Here is a 15016-nt window from a genome sequence, read left to right as displayed (position 1 = left end):
AAATTAAATAAACATAAAATGAATAACAACGATAAAATAACTCAATTTGGAGAATGGCTTATCAAGCGCAGATGGTTTATCCTTTTAGGCTCCATTTTTATTACAGTATTATTAGGCTGGGGAGGAGAAAACCTAAGGTTTAATAACGATTACCATGTGTATTTTGATAGCGACGATCCGCAAATAATGGCCTTTGATGCTATAGAAGAAAAGTATGTAAAAAACGATAACGTACTTATTGCTGTACAACCAGAAGATGGTAAAGTATTTACAAAAGAAACCCTAGCAGCTATTCAAGAGTTAGAAAAGAGAGCTTGGCAAACGCCTTGGTCATCTAGAGTAGATGCATTATCAAACTTTCAGCATACCAGAGCAGAAGGCGACGATATGTATGTAGAAAATTTATATACGGATGTTGAAGCACTTTCTAATCAAGATTTAGAAGCAATTAAAAATATTGCTTTGCATGAGCCTTTGTTACTAAATAGGTCTATTAATAAAGAAGCTTCTATAACTTCGGTAAATATTACGGTTCAAATACCAGCAGATAAAGACGATGGAGCTTTACAAGTAGCCAATAATGTTAGAGAAATGGTAAAGAAATGGGAAAAGGATTACCCAGGTCATAAAACTTACCTTTCTGGAGTGGTAATGATGAATACTGCATTTGCAGAGAGTTCAATGAACGATATGAGTACTTTAATTCCTATTATGTTCTTAATTATCATAATAGCGGTGGTGATAACTACAAGAAGTGTAAGTGGAATGATTTCAGCCTTTTTTGTATTAATCTTTTCTATCATGGCAGCTATGGGATTGGCTGGTTGGATTGGGATAGAACTTACAGGACCTTCATCATCGGCACCTACAATGATAATGACATTGGCTATTGCCGATAGTATACATGTATTAGTTACTATTATTCAACAAATGCGTAACGGATTATCTAAACGCGAGGCAATAAAAAAGAGTGTTTCTTTAAACTTTAAACCAGTATTACTTACCAGTATTACAACTATTTTAGGATTCTTAACCTTAAATTTTTCTGAAGGATCACCTTATAAAGACTTAGGAAATATCACAGCAATGGGAGTCTTTTTTGCGCTGTTATTTTCTTTATTCTTATTACCTGCATTAATAGCTATACTACCAATGAAAGTAAAACCTATTAATGATGAAAAGAAAGGAAAAGGATGGTTTGATAAGTTTGGAAATGTAGTAATAAACAAGCATAAACCAATATTGGTTGGTTCAATGGTAGTAATCTTAGGATTAGGTTTTATATCTGTAAAAAATGAATTGAATAATGAGTTTGTAAAGTTTTTTGATGAGTCGGTTGACTTTAGAACGGATACGGATTATATAAGTAAAAACTTAACAGGTATTTACAATATAGATTTCTCTTTAGGAGCAGGAGAAGAAGACGGAATAACAACTCCTAGTTATTTAAAAGTAGTTGATGAGTTTAAAGAATGGCTTTTAAGCCAAGAAGAAGTTGTTCATGTTAATTCTTTTTCTGAAGTATTTAAAAAAGTAAATAAGTCAATGCATGGAGATGATGCTAGTTATTATAAAATTCCAGATGCAAAGGATGAGGCCTCACAATACTTATTACTTTATGAAATGTCATTACCATTTGGTTTGGATTTAAACAATCAAATTAATGTAGATAAATCGGAAACAAGGTTTACAGCAACACTTAAAAACATTTCATCTAACGATTTATTAGCTTTTAATGAAAAAGCAGAACAATGGTTAAAAGACAATGCACCTAAAGAAATGTTTACCCCAGGAGTAAGTCCGTCAATTATCTTTTCGAGAATCGCAAAGAGCAACTTAAACAATATGATGGTTAGTGGAATTGGAGCATTATTTCTAATTTCTATTTTACTAATGTTTGTGTTAAAGAGTTTCCGCTATGGAGCCATTAGTATCATACCTAACATAGCACCAATTACAATGGCCTTTGGTTTCTGGTATATTTTCAATGGAGAAATCAATATGGGAATGGCAGCTACCTTAGGAATGACTTTAGGAATTGTGGTAGACGATGCAATTCACTTCCTTTCAAAATACATTAGCGCACGTAGAGAGATGGGAAAATCGCCAGAAGAAGCAATTCAGTATGCCTTTTCTTCAGTAGCACGAGCTATTGTAATTACAACGATCATCTTGGTAGCAGGTTTTTCAGTATTAATGCAATCATCATTTGGACTGAATTCTGACATGGCTGTCTTATCAGTTATCACCATTATAGCAGCATTAGTTTTGGATTTAATTCTATTACCTGCATTGCTATTGTTACTAGACAAACCAACACTTTTAGACGTTTCAACAACAAAAAAATAATAATTAAAAAATAATAAAATGAAATCAATTATAAACATAACAACTATAGGATTGTTGCTGTTATCAGCAGCTACCTTTGGACAAACTAATAGAGGATTAGACATTGCTAAGGCAGCAAAAAAAGCAAGTTCGGGTTGGCAAACAGCATCGCAAACAATGACGATGACGTTAACCAATAGAAATGGACAAAAAACGGTGCGTAAGATGCACGGTTATAATATGGAAGTAGCAAATGATGGAGATAAATCCATGACTATTTTCGATACACCAAGAGATGTAAAAGGCACAGTAAGTATGACATTTACGCACAGAATGAAGGACGATGATCAGTGGTTGTATTTACCAGCCATTCGTAGAGTAAAGAGAATTTCTTCATCTACTAAATCAGGACCATTTTTGGGAAGTGAGTTTGCTTTTGAAGACATAGGATCGGAAGAGGTAGAAAAATATACGTATAAATACATTGGAGAAGAAGAGGTTAATGGGAATATGTGTTTTAAAATAGAACGTTATCCAGTTTCAAAAAGCTCAGGGTATAAACGAAACATAGTGTGGTATAATAAAGAAAATTACCGACCACAAAAAATAGAATTTTACGACAGAAAAGATGCGCTTTTAAAAACACTAACACATGCTGATTATAAAAAGTATTTAAACAAGTATTGGCGTGCGGGAAAGTTAAATATGGTAAATCACCAAAATGGAAAACAAACCTTATTAGAGTTTTCAAACTTAAAGTTTGGAGTTGACATTGATGAAAATGACTTTTCTCAAAATGCATTAAAGCGCGCTAAGTAATGAAAGCAAAAATTAGTACATACTTATTATTTCTAAGCATCTTTTTAGGATGGCAAGAAGGGTATGCACAAGATAGTACTCAAAATCCTTCCATAAGTTATGATTTCTCTGGAAGGATTGGCTTAACGGGACGCTATTTTCCTAAAAAAGCCTTGTATGTAGGACAACATACAGCGTATTTATCAGCCTACTACAGACCTGAGTTTAGTATGCAATGGGGAAAAAAGACAGAGAATACTTTAAAGTTCGAAGGTTTTTTAAGAATAGATCAGCATGATGCAGAGAGTACGCATTATGATATTAGAGAGCTGTACTGGCAAACCATTATTAAAGATTGGGAACTGTCAGTAGGTTTAAAGAAAATATTCTGGGGAGTTATGGAAGCAAATCATTTGGTAGATATAATCAACCAGTCAGACGGATTGGAAGGAGTAGATATTGAAGAAAAATTAGGACAACCAATGATTCATTTATCAAAATACTTTAATTGGGGAACGCTAGATATTTTTGGAATGACCTATCATAGACCTTTGTTATATCCAGGAGCAGAAGGTCGTCCACGTCCAGCAGGTGTTTTAGATTATTCGAAGGTAACATATGAAAGTAGTCATAAAAGATACCAACCAGAGTTGGCAGTGCGTTGGTCGCATTCTTTCAACTTAGGCAATGTAGGTTTTGATATTGGTTTGTCACACTTTTATGGAACTTCCAGAGCACCTTTGTTTAGAAGTACAGGAAACTTTTTGCCAGAAATTTTCTACGAACGAATTAATCAAACAGGGTTGGAACTTCAAGCTGCAACAGGACCAGTTTTGTGGAAGTTAGAAGCGATACGACGTGTAAGCAAGCGTAAAACAATTACAGCTTTTGTTGTGGGGCAAGAATATACGATTAGTAATATTTTTAATACAGGTGCCGATTTAGGTTTTCTAACAGAATACAACTTTGACGATAGAGGAAATGAACTAATTACTGGTTTTGATAACGATATATATACAGGTATTCGAATTACAGGAAACGATACAAATGCTACAGAGTTTTTAGGAGGTTACACTTATGATCTGAGTAGCAAAACGCAAAATTATTTTATAAAATTTAATAGAAGATTGAGTGATACTTGGAAAGTAAATATACAAGCTACTGGTTTTCCAAAAGTATCAACGAATGAGTTTTTATATCAGTTGCGTAACGACGACTTTGTAAAGGCTTCCTTAATTTATTATTTCTAAAGATTAAGTGTGTTTATAATATTGCTAAGAAAAGAGAAAGATTGATTGTATTAAAATTGTGTTTTGGGGGGTGGGATAGAATAAATTCATACCTAGGATAAGATTGTAATAAATATAAAAGGTTTTAAATTCACTTTTTATTCTTTGAACACCTCCTGAAACTAAATTTTATATCTTAGTTACTGCCAATAAGATACGTCATGAAAACACAAAGAGTATTTAGTTTACTTAAGTATTATGCAATTAATATTATAATCTGGATTGTAGCCTATGTTATATTGAGTCTTTTACAATTTGAAAATAAAACTTTATCATTAATAGATATTGTAAGTTACTGTATTTTAGGAGGAGTGTCTATTGGACTTATTTGGGGAGTTATTTTTAAAGTTAGTATTTATTTTAGAAACCGATTACCAACGTATTTAAGTAGAGTAGTGTTTACGCTAGCTACTATTTTCTTGAGTGCAATTTTATTGGTTTTTTCATTGTTTTTTCTAAGCAAGCTTATAAGACTACATGAAATTCCAGAAACCATTAACGAATTACCAGAGTTTTACAATTCTAATAGTTTTTATGTACTATTAACCTACACTTTTATTGTAGCGTTGTTATACCATTTTGTGTACGAAATGGATCGTAAGTTAGGGAAAGGAGTATTGCTAAAGTTTCTTTTAGGACGTTATCATAAACCCAAGGAAGAACAGAGAGTTTTCTTGTTTATGGATTTAAAATCTTCTAGCTATTATGCAGAGAAGTTAGGACATTTTAAATATTCAAGATTGGCACAAGATTGTTTTAATCAATTGTCTATTCCAATTAACAAAAACAAGGCGCAAATACATCAGTTTGTAGGAGATGAGGTGGTGCTTACTTGGCAAATTAATAAACATTTTGATGCTGCTAAATGTATTCAGTTTTTTATAGACTTTACAAATCTTCTAAATTCAAAAAAGGAATACTATCAAGAGCATTACCATTTACTCCCAGTATTTAAAGCAGGTTTGCATGCAGGAAAAGTAATGGTAGCTCAAGTGGGGCAACATAAATCGGAAATAGCATATCATGGAGATGCTATTAACACAGCTTCTAGAGTTCAAGGACTTTGTAATACTTACAATGCTGAATTGTTGTTAACGAATGACTTTTTAGATTTATTAAAACCAAAAAATAAGTTTTTATCAACGATGAAATGTTTTGGGAAGGTAAGTTTAAAAGGAAAGCAAAACCCAGTTGAGTTATATCAGTTTATTAGAAATACCCAATAAAAAAAATACCTTTCTAATTGATAGAAAAGTATCTTTATGTGTTCTAAAGCATTGCTAGTAAATACTTACAGGAATATCGATTTAGCTTTTAAAATAATATCGGTTCCTAGATTCCAAATTTTTGCAAACTTTTGGTTGTCTTCACTAGCTTCGCCAATAATGGTACTTAGTTCCGCTAGTTGTTCGTTGGTAATAAAAGTTTCGTCAGAAAGTCCAAGGTGAGTAGGGAGTCCTAAGTTAAAAGGATTGCTTTCCGCTGCTTGCACTTCTTTTTGAGCTTGTAATAAATCTTTTAAAGCCTTGACATATTTTTCTTGAGGTGTCATAATCTATTTTTTTACGCGGTTGAGAAGCTCTTGTGTTTGTTCGTTTATAAAATCGCTAGGAAAGGGAACGTTTTGTTCAACCAATTCTAAATAAAAAGCTCTTTGCGAGGTATTTAAATCTGTAAGCGATCGGGTCATTTCTAAATTAATAGCATTCAGCTTTACCAGCTTGTTCCAGTTGTCGCTGTCGGCATAGCCTTTGATTAATTCTTGCTTTATTTTACCAGCCATTTCCATTGCCTCGTTAAATTGCTGATTGATTTTAGCAAAGGCGTCCTTTTTTAACACAGTAATATTGCCTTTTCCAGAAGGATCATTCACTTGTAAAGTGATTTTTTTAATTTCCAATTCTTTTATAAAAAGCAACCTATTACGACGCTCGTTGTACCAGTTTTCGGTCAATTCAACAACAGTTTGTTGATGTCGCTTTTTTAAGAGTTGAATCCCTTCTTTTTCTTTTTGCATTGCCATGGCAAACTCTGGGGGGATAGAAGAACAACTACCCAATAGAGCAAAGAGTATGCTAAAAGCTACTAGTTTGATACTTCTTGTTTTCATGATGTGTGTTAGTTTAGATAATAAAAATAGTATTCTTAACTAAGGGGAAACAAACCTACCATTTTATAAAAAAGGTTTTTTGAGAAAACCCGTACTTAAAGTAAGGTTTTACCTTACTTTTTTTATGTAGAAATCTTTAAAGTACCCTTTTTTACAAGAATCTCCTAAAAATACTTGTTAAAACAATCGGTTTTCTTGTTGGATTAACTCACTCGTACGAGTGAGTGTTGCTCACAGGTACGAGTGAGCAGAGTTCACTCGAGTGAGTGACTAAAGCTCACCCGTACGAGTGAATTTTATAAAGATTGTACAGTAAAATTATAAGTAGGTATAAAAAAGAAACCCAATTACCATAAGCAATTGGGTTCATGAAGCCTTTATTTAGGCTACATTGATCGAAAAAGTAGTGTCAGTTATTCGTACTTCTTTTAAATACACTCCACTGTTTGCAGTAGCTTGAGTTTTTATTCGAATTCGATAATCGCCCGAGGCTAGCGTAGGAGCTTGGGCAATAATTTTAGTAAGACCGTTTACTACTAAGTGTTCTACTTTAGTTTCGGTGTTGTCTTCAGCAACAAAGTACAGTCCTATGTCGGCATGTTCACCATCTATTCTTAAACGACTTCCTCTCAACTCAAAAACTCCCTCCGAGGTAATGGAGGTATTTACGGTATCCGATTTAATATCTTTTACATGTGTAATTTCTGTACTTGCAGGTGGAGGAGATACCTTTTTTAAAGGTATGTTTTCTGCTAAATCCTTAATCAATCGACCACCGTTGAGGTTGATTTGCAGTTTGTGTTTGTCGTCTGTAAAACTGTCTTCATCTGTATCAAAAACACCGGTTATAGAATAACTGATATTGGCAATAGGTAAGGTAATATTATCACCGTCATTAATACATTGGATTACTTCTTCATAATAAGAGTTTAATACAGCAACAATGTCTGTTTTACTTACCAAGTTACGTTTGCGTAGCATTTTGGTAATTAGCATGTCCTGATCAATAGTGCGTTCTACTAATACGCGTGCTAAATAGTTGTCTTCGTCTGTTAACTTGTTTTCAGATAAGTAGTACTTCATTTCCTAGAATTTTTAAATTAATAATTACATTTTTTTGGCTAATTAATAGCACAGTTGTATGTAAGGTTATTTAAAAATTGAATGTAGTACGAAGGGTAATTTTAGTAAGGGACATAGCAAATTAGCATGTACATACAATTTCTATAGCGGTACTAATGTAATGAAAAAAATATATAAATGACTGATTTTGTACGAGTTTTTAACGTTTTTTTGACGGAACAGGCTAAAAAGGTGCTTTTTTTAGTGTCTTTGTTTTAAAAGAATTATAGGCCTCGTTCTTTTATTTTGGCTTTTATTTTATTAAGGATGCTAGTTTCAAACTTGGTTTTAGCATCGCTGTTTTTCCACCACCAAAAATATTGATTGGCAGCAATCCACCCTTCCGTACTATTTGCATCTTTATAACCCGCAAAAGCAAAAGTAGTATGAGTTTTATTTTTTTTCCTAGTCCAAGTATGTATGTGTTGTTGGTTGTCTTGGTATTGAAAATAGATGGAGTACCAATAACGATGCTTCCCATCTGGATACCTCTCTGGTTGTGGAGCAATATCTTTATGTTCAGCTTTTACCTCTTGTATAATAGCAATCAAGGTATCTTCAGGAACTGCCAATAGGTAAGTTTCAGATTTGGCATAACTTCCTGGTGATAGTGACCAAGCGAAATAATAGAAGAGAAGCCCTATAAAACCAAGGCTAATAGTAGATATGAGTAGTTTCTTTTTCATTTTGTAATCATTTTTACAAAGAACAAATCAGCTTGAGCAATTTGGTAATTTGATAGTTCTTCTATAGTTACCCATTCATATGTATCGTGGTCGGTTAAATTAAACGTAGCTTCAATAAAATTACAGGAATAAGCAATTAATTTAATCATCTTGTCTGGATATTGATATAGATGTTCTCCTACTTGGTTTTCTACAGAAACTAACATTCCTAATTCTTCCTTTAATTCACGGATTAAGGCTTTTTTAGGATTCTCATTTTGTTCTATTTTCCCTCCGGGAAATTCCCAATAACCAGCTAATGACTTTCCTTTCTTTTTTCTAGCTATAAATATTTTATCGTTTTGGTAAATAATACCACAAACTACTTCCAACATATTATTTTAATAATGCTCTATGCTTTTTTAAATAAGGTTTCATTTCATCGTTTACCTTAATTTTAGCATTGGCTTGAATACCTAACTTTTTTAGTTCTTCTATATCAATACTTGAAGAAAATAGAATAGAACCATTTTCTTCAAATGTAATCAAATGTTTATCAAATAAAGCATCATAATTTGGACTTAAAAGAATACCATTTTCAGGGTCTAATCTTTCCTCTTCAGTAGCATCTTTCCAAGGTACAATATGAGAAGCTATTAGTACGGTATAAATATTAGATTCTGTTATAGCACATTTATAATTCCATTTTTCAAGTATTTGCTCTCTGTAATACCCTTGACCAACTCTTGAGTTTACCATGCCTTTCCTTTCAGTAATATCTGGCTTTTTATAAGTAGCTTTTCTTTTAGGTGTAATAGGTTTTTTATAATCAGGTTTAAAAGATGATGTATTTATGTCTTTAGGTTTCCAATTATAAAGCTCTATTAATTTTTCATTTTGACTTTCAAATTGGTAGTCTTTACATAGGAAAGTTATATGTACTGGTTTGCTTGTAGTTACATCATGACTGTAGTATTTTAGTTCACCACAGTAAATAAAAGGTTGGGTTTTTCCTTTAATTTTATCATAAACTCTAACCATTAAATAAACATTTACTGTTCCCTTGTAGATGGCTTGAATTCTTGGGTCATCAAAAGATTGTCTATTTTGACTATCCCATTCAAAATAGTTATCACTAAAAAAATCATTATAGTGAAGTTGTTCTTCTTTAGCTTTTTTATCAAGTGTAACGAAAAAAATTGTTGCATTACGATTTTTACAATAATGTAATCCAGCTTGTAGTTTGCTGATTTGTGGTTCGTTAATTAGTTGTGCAAGTTCTACTTTATTATAGCCTTTGCCAATTTTAAGGGATTGCATATATGAAAGAAGTTAGAGTGGTGGAATAGTAAGTTTTTTAATAAAATTTTATGTTTAGATAGTACTTCCTAACACAACTAGACCTAGGAAAAGTAAAACCCAAAGAATAAACCCAATTAAAGAGATAATAAGTCCAGCAATAGCAAGTCCTTTTGGTTTTTTGAATATGCCAATAAATGAAAGAATCAATCCAAAAGACCATAAGAACCATCCAAAAAATGGAATCCATCCAAGAAATAATGAGATTATAGCAAGTACAAATCCAGCAATTCCAATTCCATTTGTTTCTTTTTGTTGTATAATAATTGTTTGTTCTCTATGGTTATTTTGTTCTTTATAGGGCGTGATTTCTGACATTGTTATTTATGATTAAAATGTTGGTTTTAATATTTAGTAATCTATCTTTTATTATTTACTAAAACTTAAATTAAATAATTTTTAATTAAAATAATGAATAAATGTTTTTATGTATTATGAAAGTGTGAACAATCAAAATTATCCGAGATGTAATTAATAACTTGTTAAATTGTTTATTTCTGTTTGTATTTTATATAAAAACCAAGTTTGCTTTGTAGTAAATTTTTCGTCCAGTAATTTTCTAATTACATTTTTTTTATCAAACCTTCTTGTTTGAGTAAGTTTCGCAATTTCAATAATAAGTAAGTAATATTGCCTGATTTCTTTTTCCATTTTCTTCCCGATATCTGTTACTAATAACTTTTCGAATACAGCAAAAATAGGAGTTCTTGAATAATTAACATTTTGAATATCTTTCCAAACTCTTTCTTCGTTTAATAAAGTTCTGTTTTTATGATATTCGTTTAGGTCAAGAATATAATTTTCTACTGAGTTATAAAAATTAGCTGTACCAGATGCTAACTCCTCAATGTATTTTTCATATTGCGTAATTTTAGATTTGACTTTCAATAGTTTTTTTTCATTAGAAAGGTTTTGTATTTGAAATTCTCTTTCAATTTTTTCTCTATTTTTTTCCAGATGATTACCAATGAATGCTAGAATTAAACCACTAAAAACAGCAATAAATAAGGGGTGCTTGAAAAGTTTTAAAATCATAGTTTAACGTTTATAATTTAAGGAAGTATTAATTTTAGAGGAGTAATAATTATTTTAATGAAAAAATTCTTTTCATATATACAATACATATTATCCTATATTAAATATATTCCCATTGTATTATATTTCTATAGGTCTTAACAAACCTACCATTTAATAACAAAACAACTTTACGGAAAACCCTACTTTAAGTAAGGTTTTTCCCTATTTTTAAATAAGAACACATAAAAAACGCTCAATCCTATAATGAATTGAGCGGTATTGTTTTATACTGTAGAAAGTAGTAATTATATAAGCTTACTGATGTATTGGTAAGCAAGTCCTATAGAAATGGCCAAGCCAAAACTAATAAGAGTTCCTATAAGGATGTATTCTGTTAGTTTACGGTCTTTAGCTCTAGAAAGGTCGCCAAACCTAAAAACAGATTTAGCAGCGATTAACAAACCTATAGCACTCCATTGGTTTAACAAAATAAAGCCAAAAACAAACAAACGTTCTAAAATACCAATGTATTTCCCAGCGTTTTCTAAAGAGTCTTCCGACTTATCTTCTTCCAATACCCATTTACTCATCAATATTTTCATCAGTATAGACGATACAAACGAAACCGTAAGCAGGGCAAGGATAAGTAAGAGAAACTTAGGTGCATACAGTGTTGAAAAGTCAATGGTATAAGAAGTATTTGCATATACCACTAAGAAAATAACCAACAAGTGTAAGCATTGGTCGGCAGCAAATAACCAACTGTGGTTAAATTTTCCTTCTAATCGTAGTTTTAATAAATCAATTCCTAAATGACTAATTACAATGGCTAGGATAGAGAGCCAATACGAGGCATCGAATCCTAAAATAACAATCAATGCTAATAAGTGTACCAATCCATGCAGGTAAAAATATTTAGATTTATAGGTCTTTTCTTTTTTAGCAGCTACCCAATGAGTAGGTTGTAGTACAAAATCTCCTACAACATGAGCAATTAATAATTTAAGTAGAAGGGTTATCATAATTGAGCAATTTGTTGTGTATAAAATTCATTCATGGTTAGTAGTTCGTCATAACCACCTCTTTTTAAAGCTTCGCTAATATTACTTTGCGATCTGTCGAGAAGTTTGGCCAAGTCTTTCTGATTCTTTTCAGGGTTTTCTAGGGCTACTTTGATAACCTTCGAAACCACGCTGCTCCAATTATCGGTAACTAAAAGCGAAAGTTTAAACATGGTATTCAAGGTTTCGTCTAGTAAAGTATTTCCCGACTTTATCCCTAAAGAATGTTTTTTTAAACCTTCAAAGCATTCACCTGAATGGATATAGGCACTACCATTAGCCTCTGTTATTTTAGGCGAACTATAGGTTTCTTCGCCTATACCAATAGCAATTCTAACATCGTAGGTTTTGGTTTGCTTAATGGCAGACTTGATATGGATCGCAGCAAGCAAGGCTTTTTTAGGATCTAAGGCTAACTGAAAACTATCGCCTCTAAAAATCTCCCAACTTTTGGGTTCCTCACCATAGTTGTTCAAGATGTCTTTTAAAAGGTGAATCCAATCTTCAATGGTTCCTTGTCTAGAGTTTATAATGTCTCCTGTAAGTACAGCTTTCATTGGTTGTTTTTTTCAAATATATCTTTAATTAAGCAGATATACAAGAATATCTGCTGAAAAGCAGATAATTTAAGTTATCCGTTTTTAAGCAGATATTAAGAGTTTATTAAAGGAGTTTTATGGATAAAGTACCATGAATTCTCTTTTCTATTTATTTTGTAGTTGGTCTAATTGACTCTTTGCATAAGGAGTTTTTTGTAAAGAGTATGATTTTTTAAAGTTTATTAAAGCTTTGTCCTTTTTACCCATGGCTAGATATAAGTCTCCCAATGAATTATACACCCTAAAGCTTGTTGGATAATTGATACTGTTTAGTTTAAAAAATTGCTCTGCTTTTTTGTAAAGCTTGGCAGCCATTAGTTCATATCCTTTACTATCTACATAGTGTATGCTAGGTTTTACTTCTCTACCATAATGTTCAGATAAACGTTGGTAGTGTTTTGTTAGTTTGTACAAGCTATTGCTTTTAGGATTTAAAAGCTCTTGCTGAGTAATAGTAGGTTTATAAAAATCGAAAATATAACGAAAAGCATCGTATTTGGTAATTAAAGGAACTGAAGGATGCGTATCGTTTTTATAGTACTTTGCTTTGTAGGATAAGTTGTTTAGTGTGTCTTTCTTTAGAAAAGCATTAAGTTCTAAAAGAGCTCTTATATGTTTAGTGTTTTTAGAGTTGCTTTTTTGAACGCTTAGCGTATCCAATCCTTTGTTCATGGTATTTGCAATTCCTAAAAAGAGCGACTTTCGAGAATATTTTTTGTCAAATTGTATGTTCTTAATTTTGTTTAATAAGTTTTTATTATCCCATGACATTGCAGGATCAATAGATACATAAGCATTAAATAGTTCTGGTTTATGCGCTAAAACATTCAAAACGGTAAGTCCTCCTAAAGAATGACCAATGAATGTACGATAGGAATCAGTATCATAGGTTGAATCGATATAGGGAATTAATTCATTTTCAATAAAAGAAAGGAACTTATCTCCATCACTAGAGTCTGAGTGTCCGTTTTTTAAAGAGTCGTCTATTTTCGTTGGTGCTAAATCTCTTGTCCGATTGGTATTTACCACTCCTACAACTATCATCTTTGGACAAATAGTATTTATAATACTTAAATGTTGAAGTATTCCAACTAACGAATAAAAGTGTGAGTTTCCGTCTAAAAGATACACCACAGGATATCTTTCTTTTTCCGAAGCTGAATTATGATACCCATAGCCTTTAGGAAGATGAATCCATAGTTCCCTTTCTTCATTTAGTATTTTAGAATGGATGCTGCTAATTTTACCAATAGTAATATTCTGTCCAGTAACAGTATAAATACAGCAACATAATAGGAAGGTTAAACTTAGATTCTTCATATACAATTTTTAAGGCTTTATAAAGTGTGTTGTTTTGTTTAGCTACAAAATACACAGATATGTGCAATGATAAAAGCAAATATAGGTTTTCCTGAATTTAATAGATATGTAGATAAATAAAAGTATCAATTTAACATTGATATAAAAATTGACTGTTTTTTAGTACCTATTTCCTTTAGGAGAAGAAAGAAAATATTCGAGTAGTTGCTCAATATAGCAATTGGTATGAAAAGAGAACTCGATATGTTTCTAAATAAAAAAAGCGGGTAGAAGAACCCGCTTAATAAGTATTTTGTAAGAGGATTAATTAAATCCATCGGTTCCACAAACACCAATTGATCCCCAATCGCGTGTTATGGAATCAGAACAAAGAGTATTAGAGATATTTCCTCCATAAATAGTTGTTTTAACCTTTCTTACCTTATTAGAACAACTAACAGGAATTATAATTTGTTGATATCCTTGCTGATTTGTATAACCTACATGATGAGAAGTATCCCCGTTTTGGTAAGTTACCGTAAAGAAAGAACTTGTTATAAGCCATCCTAGATTTGTAGTTGTAGTTGTGTAAAAGATAACATTTTCATCATCCAAAAGATTAGCGTCATAGATACCATTGGCCATAATACCACAAGTTGGAGTTGGAGTGCCTCCACATTTTAATATTTCGAGTATCACTGTGCAAGTTGGAGATTCAGAATTGACAGCGGTAATAACGCCTCCTGTAAAATTATTTCCAAAATTTAAAGAAACTGTATTGGTTCCTTGCCCTCCTACAACAGAAATATTACCGCTAGTTACTGTCCATGTTACATTATTAGAGCCAGCATAGGTATAGGTTAATGTTTGATTTGAAGAAGCACACTTTGGACCACTTACTCCACATCCAGCTATGTTGGAAAAACCTTTAGCATTTTTTGATTGTGATGCTTTACCTTGAATTTTTCCAGGGAAGAATACTTGGTTGTTATCAGATGCTTCAATTGTTTGAGGTTTTAATTCAATATCGGAAGTTTCTGAACTACAAGAAGAAAAAAAAGAAATAGAAAAGATGATTAATAATAACAGTAATTTTTTCATAGTTAAAGATTTAAAAGTTAGTTAAATAAATGTTTGTTGTGTTGCAATACTTTTTAGAGTACAAACAAACTTAGCATTAAATAGGATGGTAACCTTATAAAAAGCCGTACATAAAGTAAGGGCTTACCTTGTTTTTAGGCTAACGGAATTACTTAACTATTTTAAGGAGTATAGAACTGAATAAAACAAAAAAAGGAGTTTAGTTAAAAATTGACTACTTTTAGTATTTACTAACCCTAGGAATAGGGGAGGGAAAACATTAAAAAAA

General features: G+C 31.8%; 16 protein-coding genes. 4 read left to right on the top strand and 12 right to left on the bottom strand.

Annotated features, from left to right (window positions below; genetic code table 11):
* Positions 1–18 precede the first annotated feature (18 nt).
* The 4 genes from MHN29_RS08525 (at position 19) to MHN29_RS08510 (ending at position 5641) form a co-directional block, all read left to right on the top strand.
* Positions 19–2349: an RND family transporter gene (locus tag MHN29_RS08525; RefSeq protein WP_235274080.1), complete on the top strand. Its 2331-nt coding sequence runs from the start codon at positions 19–21 to the stop codon at positions 2347–2349.
* A gap of 18 nt (positions 2350–2367) precedes the next feature.
* Positions 2368–3147 carry an outer membrane lipoprotein-sorting protein gene (locus MHN29_RS08520; protein ID WP_235274079.1) on the top strand — a complete coding sequence of 260 codons (780 nt, stop codon included), beginning with the start codon at positions 2368–2370 and terminating at the stop codon, positions 3145–3147.
* Positions 3147–4376, top strand: coding sequence for a hypothetical protein (locus tag MHN29_RS08515; RefSeq protein WP_235274078.1), 1230 nt, complete (start codon positions 3147–3149; stop codon positions 4374–4376). The genes MHN29_RS08520 and MHN29_RS08515 overlap by 1 nt, the downstream gene beginning before the upstream one ends.
* A 200-nt stretch (positions 4377–4576) precedes the next feature.
* Positions 4577–5641 (top strand): adenylate/guanylate cyclase domain-containing protein, encoded by a 1065-nt coding sequence (locus tag MHN29_RS08510; RefSeq protein ID WP_235274077.1) that lies wholly within the window; start codon positions 4577–4579, stop codon positions 5639–5641.
* A 65-nt stretch (positions 5642–5706) separates the two neighbouring features.
* Here the strand turns inward: MHN29_RS08510 and MHN29_RS08505 are convergent, their stop codons facing one another.
* The 12 genes from MHN29_RS08505 to MHN29_RS08450 form a co-directional block, all read right to left on the bottom strand.
* Entirely contained in the window at positions 5707–5967 is a 261-nt protein-coding gene (locus tag MHN29_RS08505) for a hypothetical protein (RefSeq protein ID WP_150899235.1), read from the bottom strand.
* Positions 5968–5970: 3 nt separating this feature from the next.
* A complete protein-coding gene (locus MHN29_RS08500; protein WP_235274076.1) occupies positions 5971–6525 on the bottom strand; it encodes a hypothetical protein in 555 nt (184 codons plus the stop codon).
* A 381-nt stretch (positions 6526–6906) separates the two neighbouring features.
* On the bottom strand, positions 6907–7608 hold the full coding sequence (locus MHN29_RS08495) for a DNA-binding domain-containing protein (protein WP_235274075.1): 702 nt from the start codon (positions 7606–7608) through the stop codon (positions 6907–6909).
* A gap of 263 nt (positions 7609–7871) precedes the next feature.
* Positions 7872–8333, bottom strand: coding sequence for a hypothetical protein (locus MHN29_RS08490; RefSeq protein ID WP_235274074.1), 462 nt, complete (start codon positions 8331–8333; stop codon positions 7872–7874).
* Complete coding sequence (locus MHN29_RS08485) at positions 8330–8707, bottom strand: (deoxy)nucleoside triphosphate pyrophosphohydrolase (RefSeq protein ID WP_235274073.1); 378 nt, start codon at positions 8705–8707, stop codon at positions 8330–8332. The genes MHN29_RS08490 and MHN29_RS08485 overlap by 4 nt, the downstream gene beginning before the upstream one ends.
* A gap of 1 nt (position 8708) precedes the next feature.
* Positions 8709–9632, bottom strand: coding sequence for an HNH endonuclease (locus MHN29_RS08480; RefSeq protein ID WP_235274072.1), 924 nt, complete (start codon positions 9630–9632; stop codon positions 8709–8711).
* A 54-nt stretch (positions 9633–9686) separates the two neighbouring features.
* Entirely contained in the window at positions 9687–9989 is a 303-nt protein-coding gene (locus tag MHN29_RS08475; protein WP_235274071.1) for a hypothetical protein, read from the bottom strand.
* Between the two features lie 153 nt (positions 9990–10142).
* Entirely contained in the window at positions 10143–10706 is a 564-nt protein-coding gene (locus MHN29_RS08470; RefSeq protein WP_235274070.1) for a hypothetical protein, read from the bottom strand.
* Positions 10707–10993: 287 nt separating this feature from the next.
* Entirely contained in the window at positions 10994–11710 is a 717-nt protein-coding gene (locus MHN29_RS08465) for a DUF3307 domain-containing protein (RefSeq protein WP_235274069.1), read from the bottom strand.
* Complete coding sequence (locus MHN29_RS08460; RefSeq protein ID WP_235274068.1) at positions 11707–12306, bottom strand: SatD family protein; 600 nt, start codon at positions 12304–12306, stop codon at positions 11707–11709. Before MHN29_RS08460 ends, MHN29_RS08465 begins: the two co-directional genes overlap by 4 nt.
* A 147-nt stretch (positions 12307–12453) precedes the next feature.
* A complete protein-coding gene (locus MHN29_RS08455; RefSeq protein WP_235274067.1) occupies positions 12454–13668 on the bottom strand; it encodes an alpha/beta hydrolase-fold protein in 1215 nt (404 codons plus the stop codon).
* Positions 13669–13971: 303 nt separating this feature from the next.
* A complete protein-coding gene (locus MHN29_RS08450; RefSeq protein ID WP_235274066.1) occupies positions 13972–14748 on the bottom strand; it encodes a hypothetical protein in 777 nt (258 codons plus the stop codon).
* Positions 14749–15016: the final 268 nt, after the last annotated feature.

The sequence above is a fragment of the Tenacibaculum sp. Cn5-46 genome (assembly GCF_022347705.1).
Lineage (GTDB): Bacteria > Bacteroidota > Bacteroidia > Flavobacteriales > Flavobacteriaceae > Polaribacter > Polaribacter aiptasiae.
Note: the sequence above shows the minus strand (reverse complement) of the source record. Positions and strands in the feature narration are given on the sequence as shown.

Bases quoted from the DNA above. Each gene is read 5' to 3' on its own strand.
- MHN29_RS08525 (WP_235274080.1), top strand. From the start codon at position 19: ATGAATAACAACGATAAAATAACTCAATTTGGAGAATGGCTTATCAAG.
- MHN29_RS08520 (WP_235274079.1), top strand. From the start codon at position 2,368: ATGAAATCAATTATAAACATAACAACTATAGGATTGTTGCTGTTATCA.
- MHN29_RS08515 (WP_235274078.1), top strand. From the start codon at position 3,147: ATGAAAGCAAAAATTAGTACATACTTATTATTTCTAAGCATCTTTTTA.
- MHN29_RS08510 (WP_235274077.1), top strand. From the start codon at position 4,577: ATGAAAACACAAAGAGTATTTAGTTTACTTAAGTATTATGCAATTAAT.
- MHN29_RS08505 (WP_150899235.1), bottom strand. From the start codon at position 5,967: ATGACACCTCAAGAAAAATATGTCAAGGCTTTAAAAGATTTATTACAA.
- MHN29_RS08500 (WP_235274076.1), bottom strand. From the start codon at position 6,525: ATGAAAACAAGAAGTATCAAACTAGTAGCTTTTAGCATACTCTTTGCT.
- MHN29_RS08495 (WP_235274075.1), bottom strand. From the start codon at position 7,608: ATGAAGTACTACTTATCTGAAAACAAGTTAACAGACGAAGACAACTAT.
- MHN29_RS08490 (WP_235274074.1), bottom strand. From the start codon at position 8,333: ATGAAAAAGAAACTACTCATATCTACTATTAGCCTTGGTTTTATAGGG.
- MHN29_RS08485 (WP_235274073.1), bottom strand. From the start codon at position 8,707: ATGTTGGAAGTAGTTTGTGGTATTATTTACCAAAACGATAAAATATTT.
- MHN29_RS08480 (WP_235274072.1), bottom strand. From the start codon at position 9,632: ATGCAATCCCTTAAAATTGGCAAAGGCTATAATAAAGTAGAACTTGCA.
- MHN29_RS08475 (WP_235274071.1), bottom strand. From the start codon at position 9,989: ATGTCAGAAATCACGCCCTATAAAGAACAAAATAACCATAGAGAACAA.
- MHN29_RS08470 (WP_235274070.1), bottom strand. From the start codon at position 10,706: ATGATTTTAAAACTTTTCAAGCACCCCTTATTTATTGCTGTTTTTAGT.
- MHN29_RS08465 (WP_235274069.1), bottom strand. From the start codon at position 11,710: ATGATAACCCTTCTACTTAAATTATTAATTGCTCATGTTGTAGGAGAT.
- MHN29_RS08460 (WP_235274068.1), bottom strand. From the start codon at position 12,306: ATGAAAGCTGTACTTACAGGAGACATTATAAACTCTAGACAAGGAACC.
- MHN29_RS08455 (WP_235274067.1), bottom strand. From the start codon at position 13,668: ATGAAGAATCTAAGTTTAACCTTCCTATTATGTTGCTGTATTTATACT.
- MHN29_RS08450 (WP_235274066.1), bottom strand. From the start codon at position 14,748: ATGAAAAAATTACTGTTATTATTAATCATCTTTTCTATTTCTTTTTTT.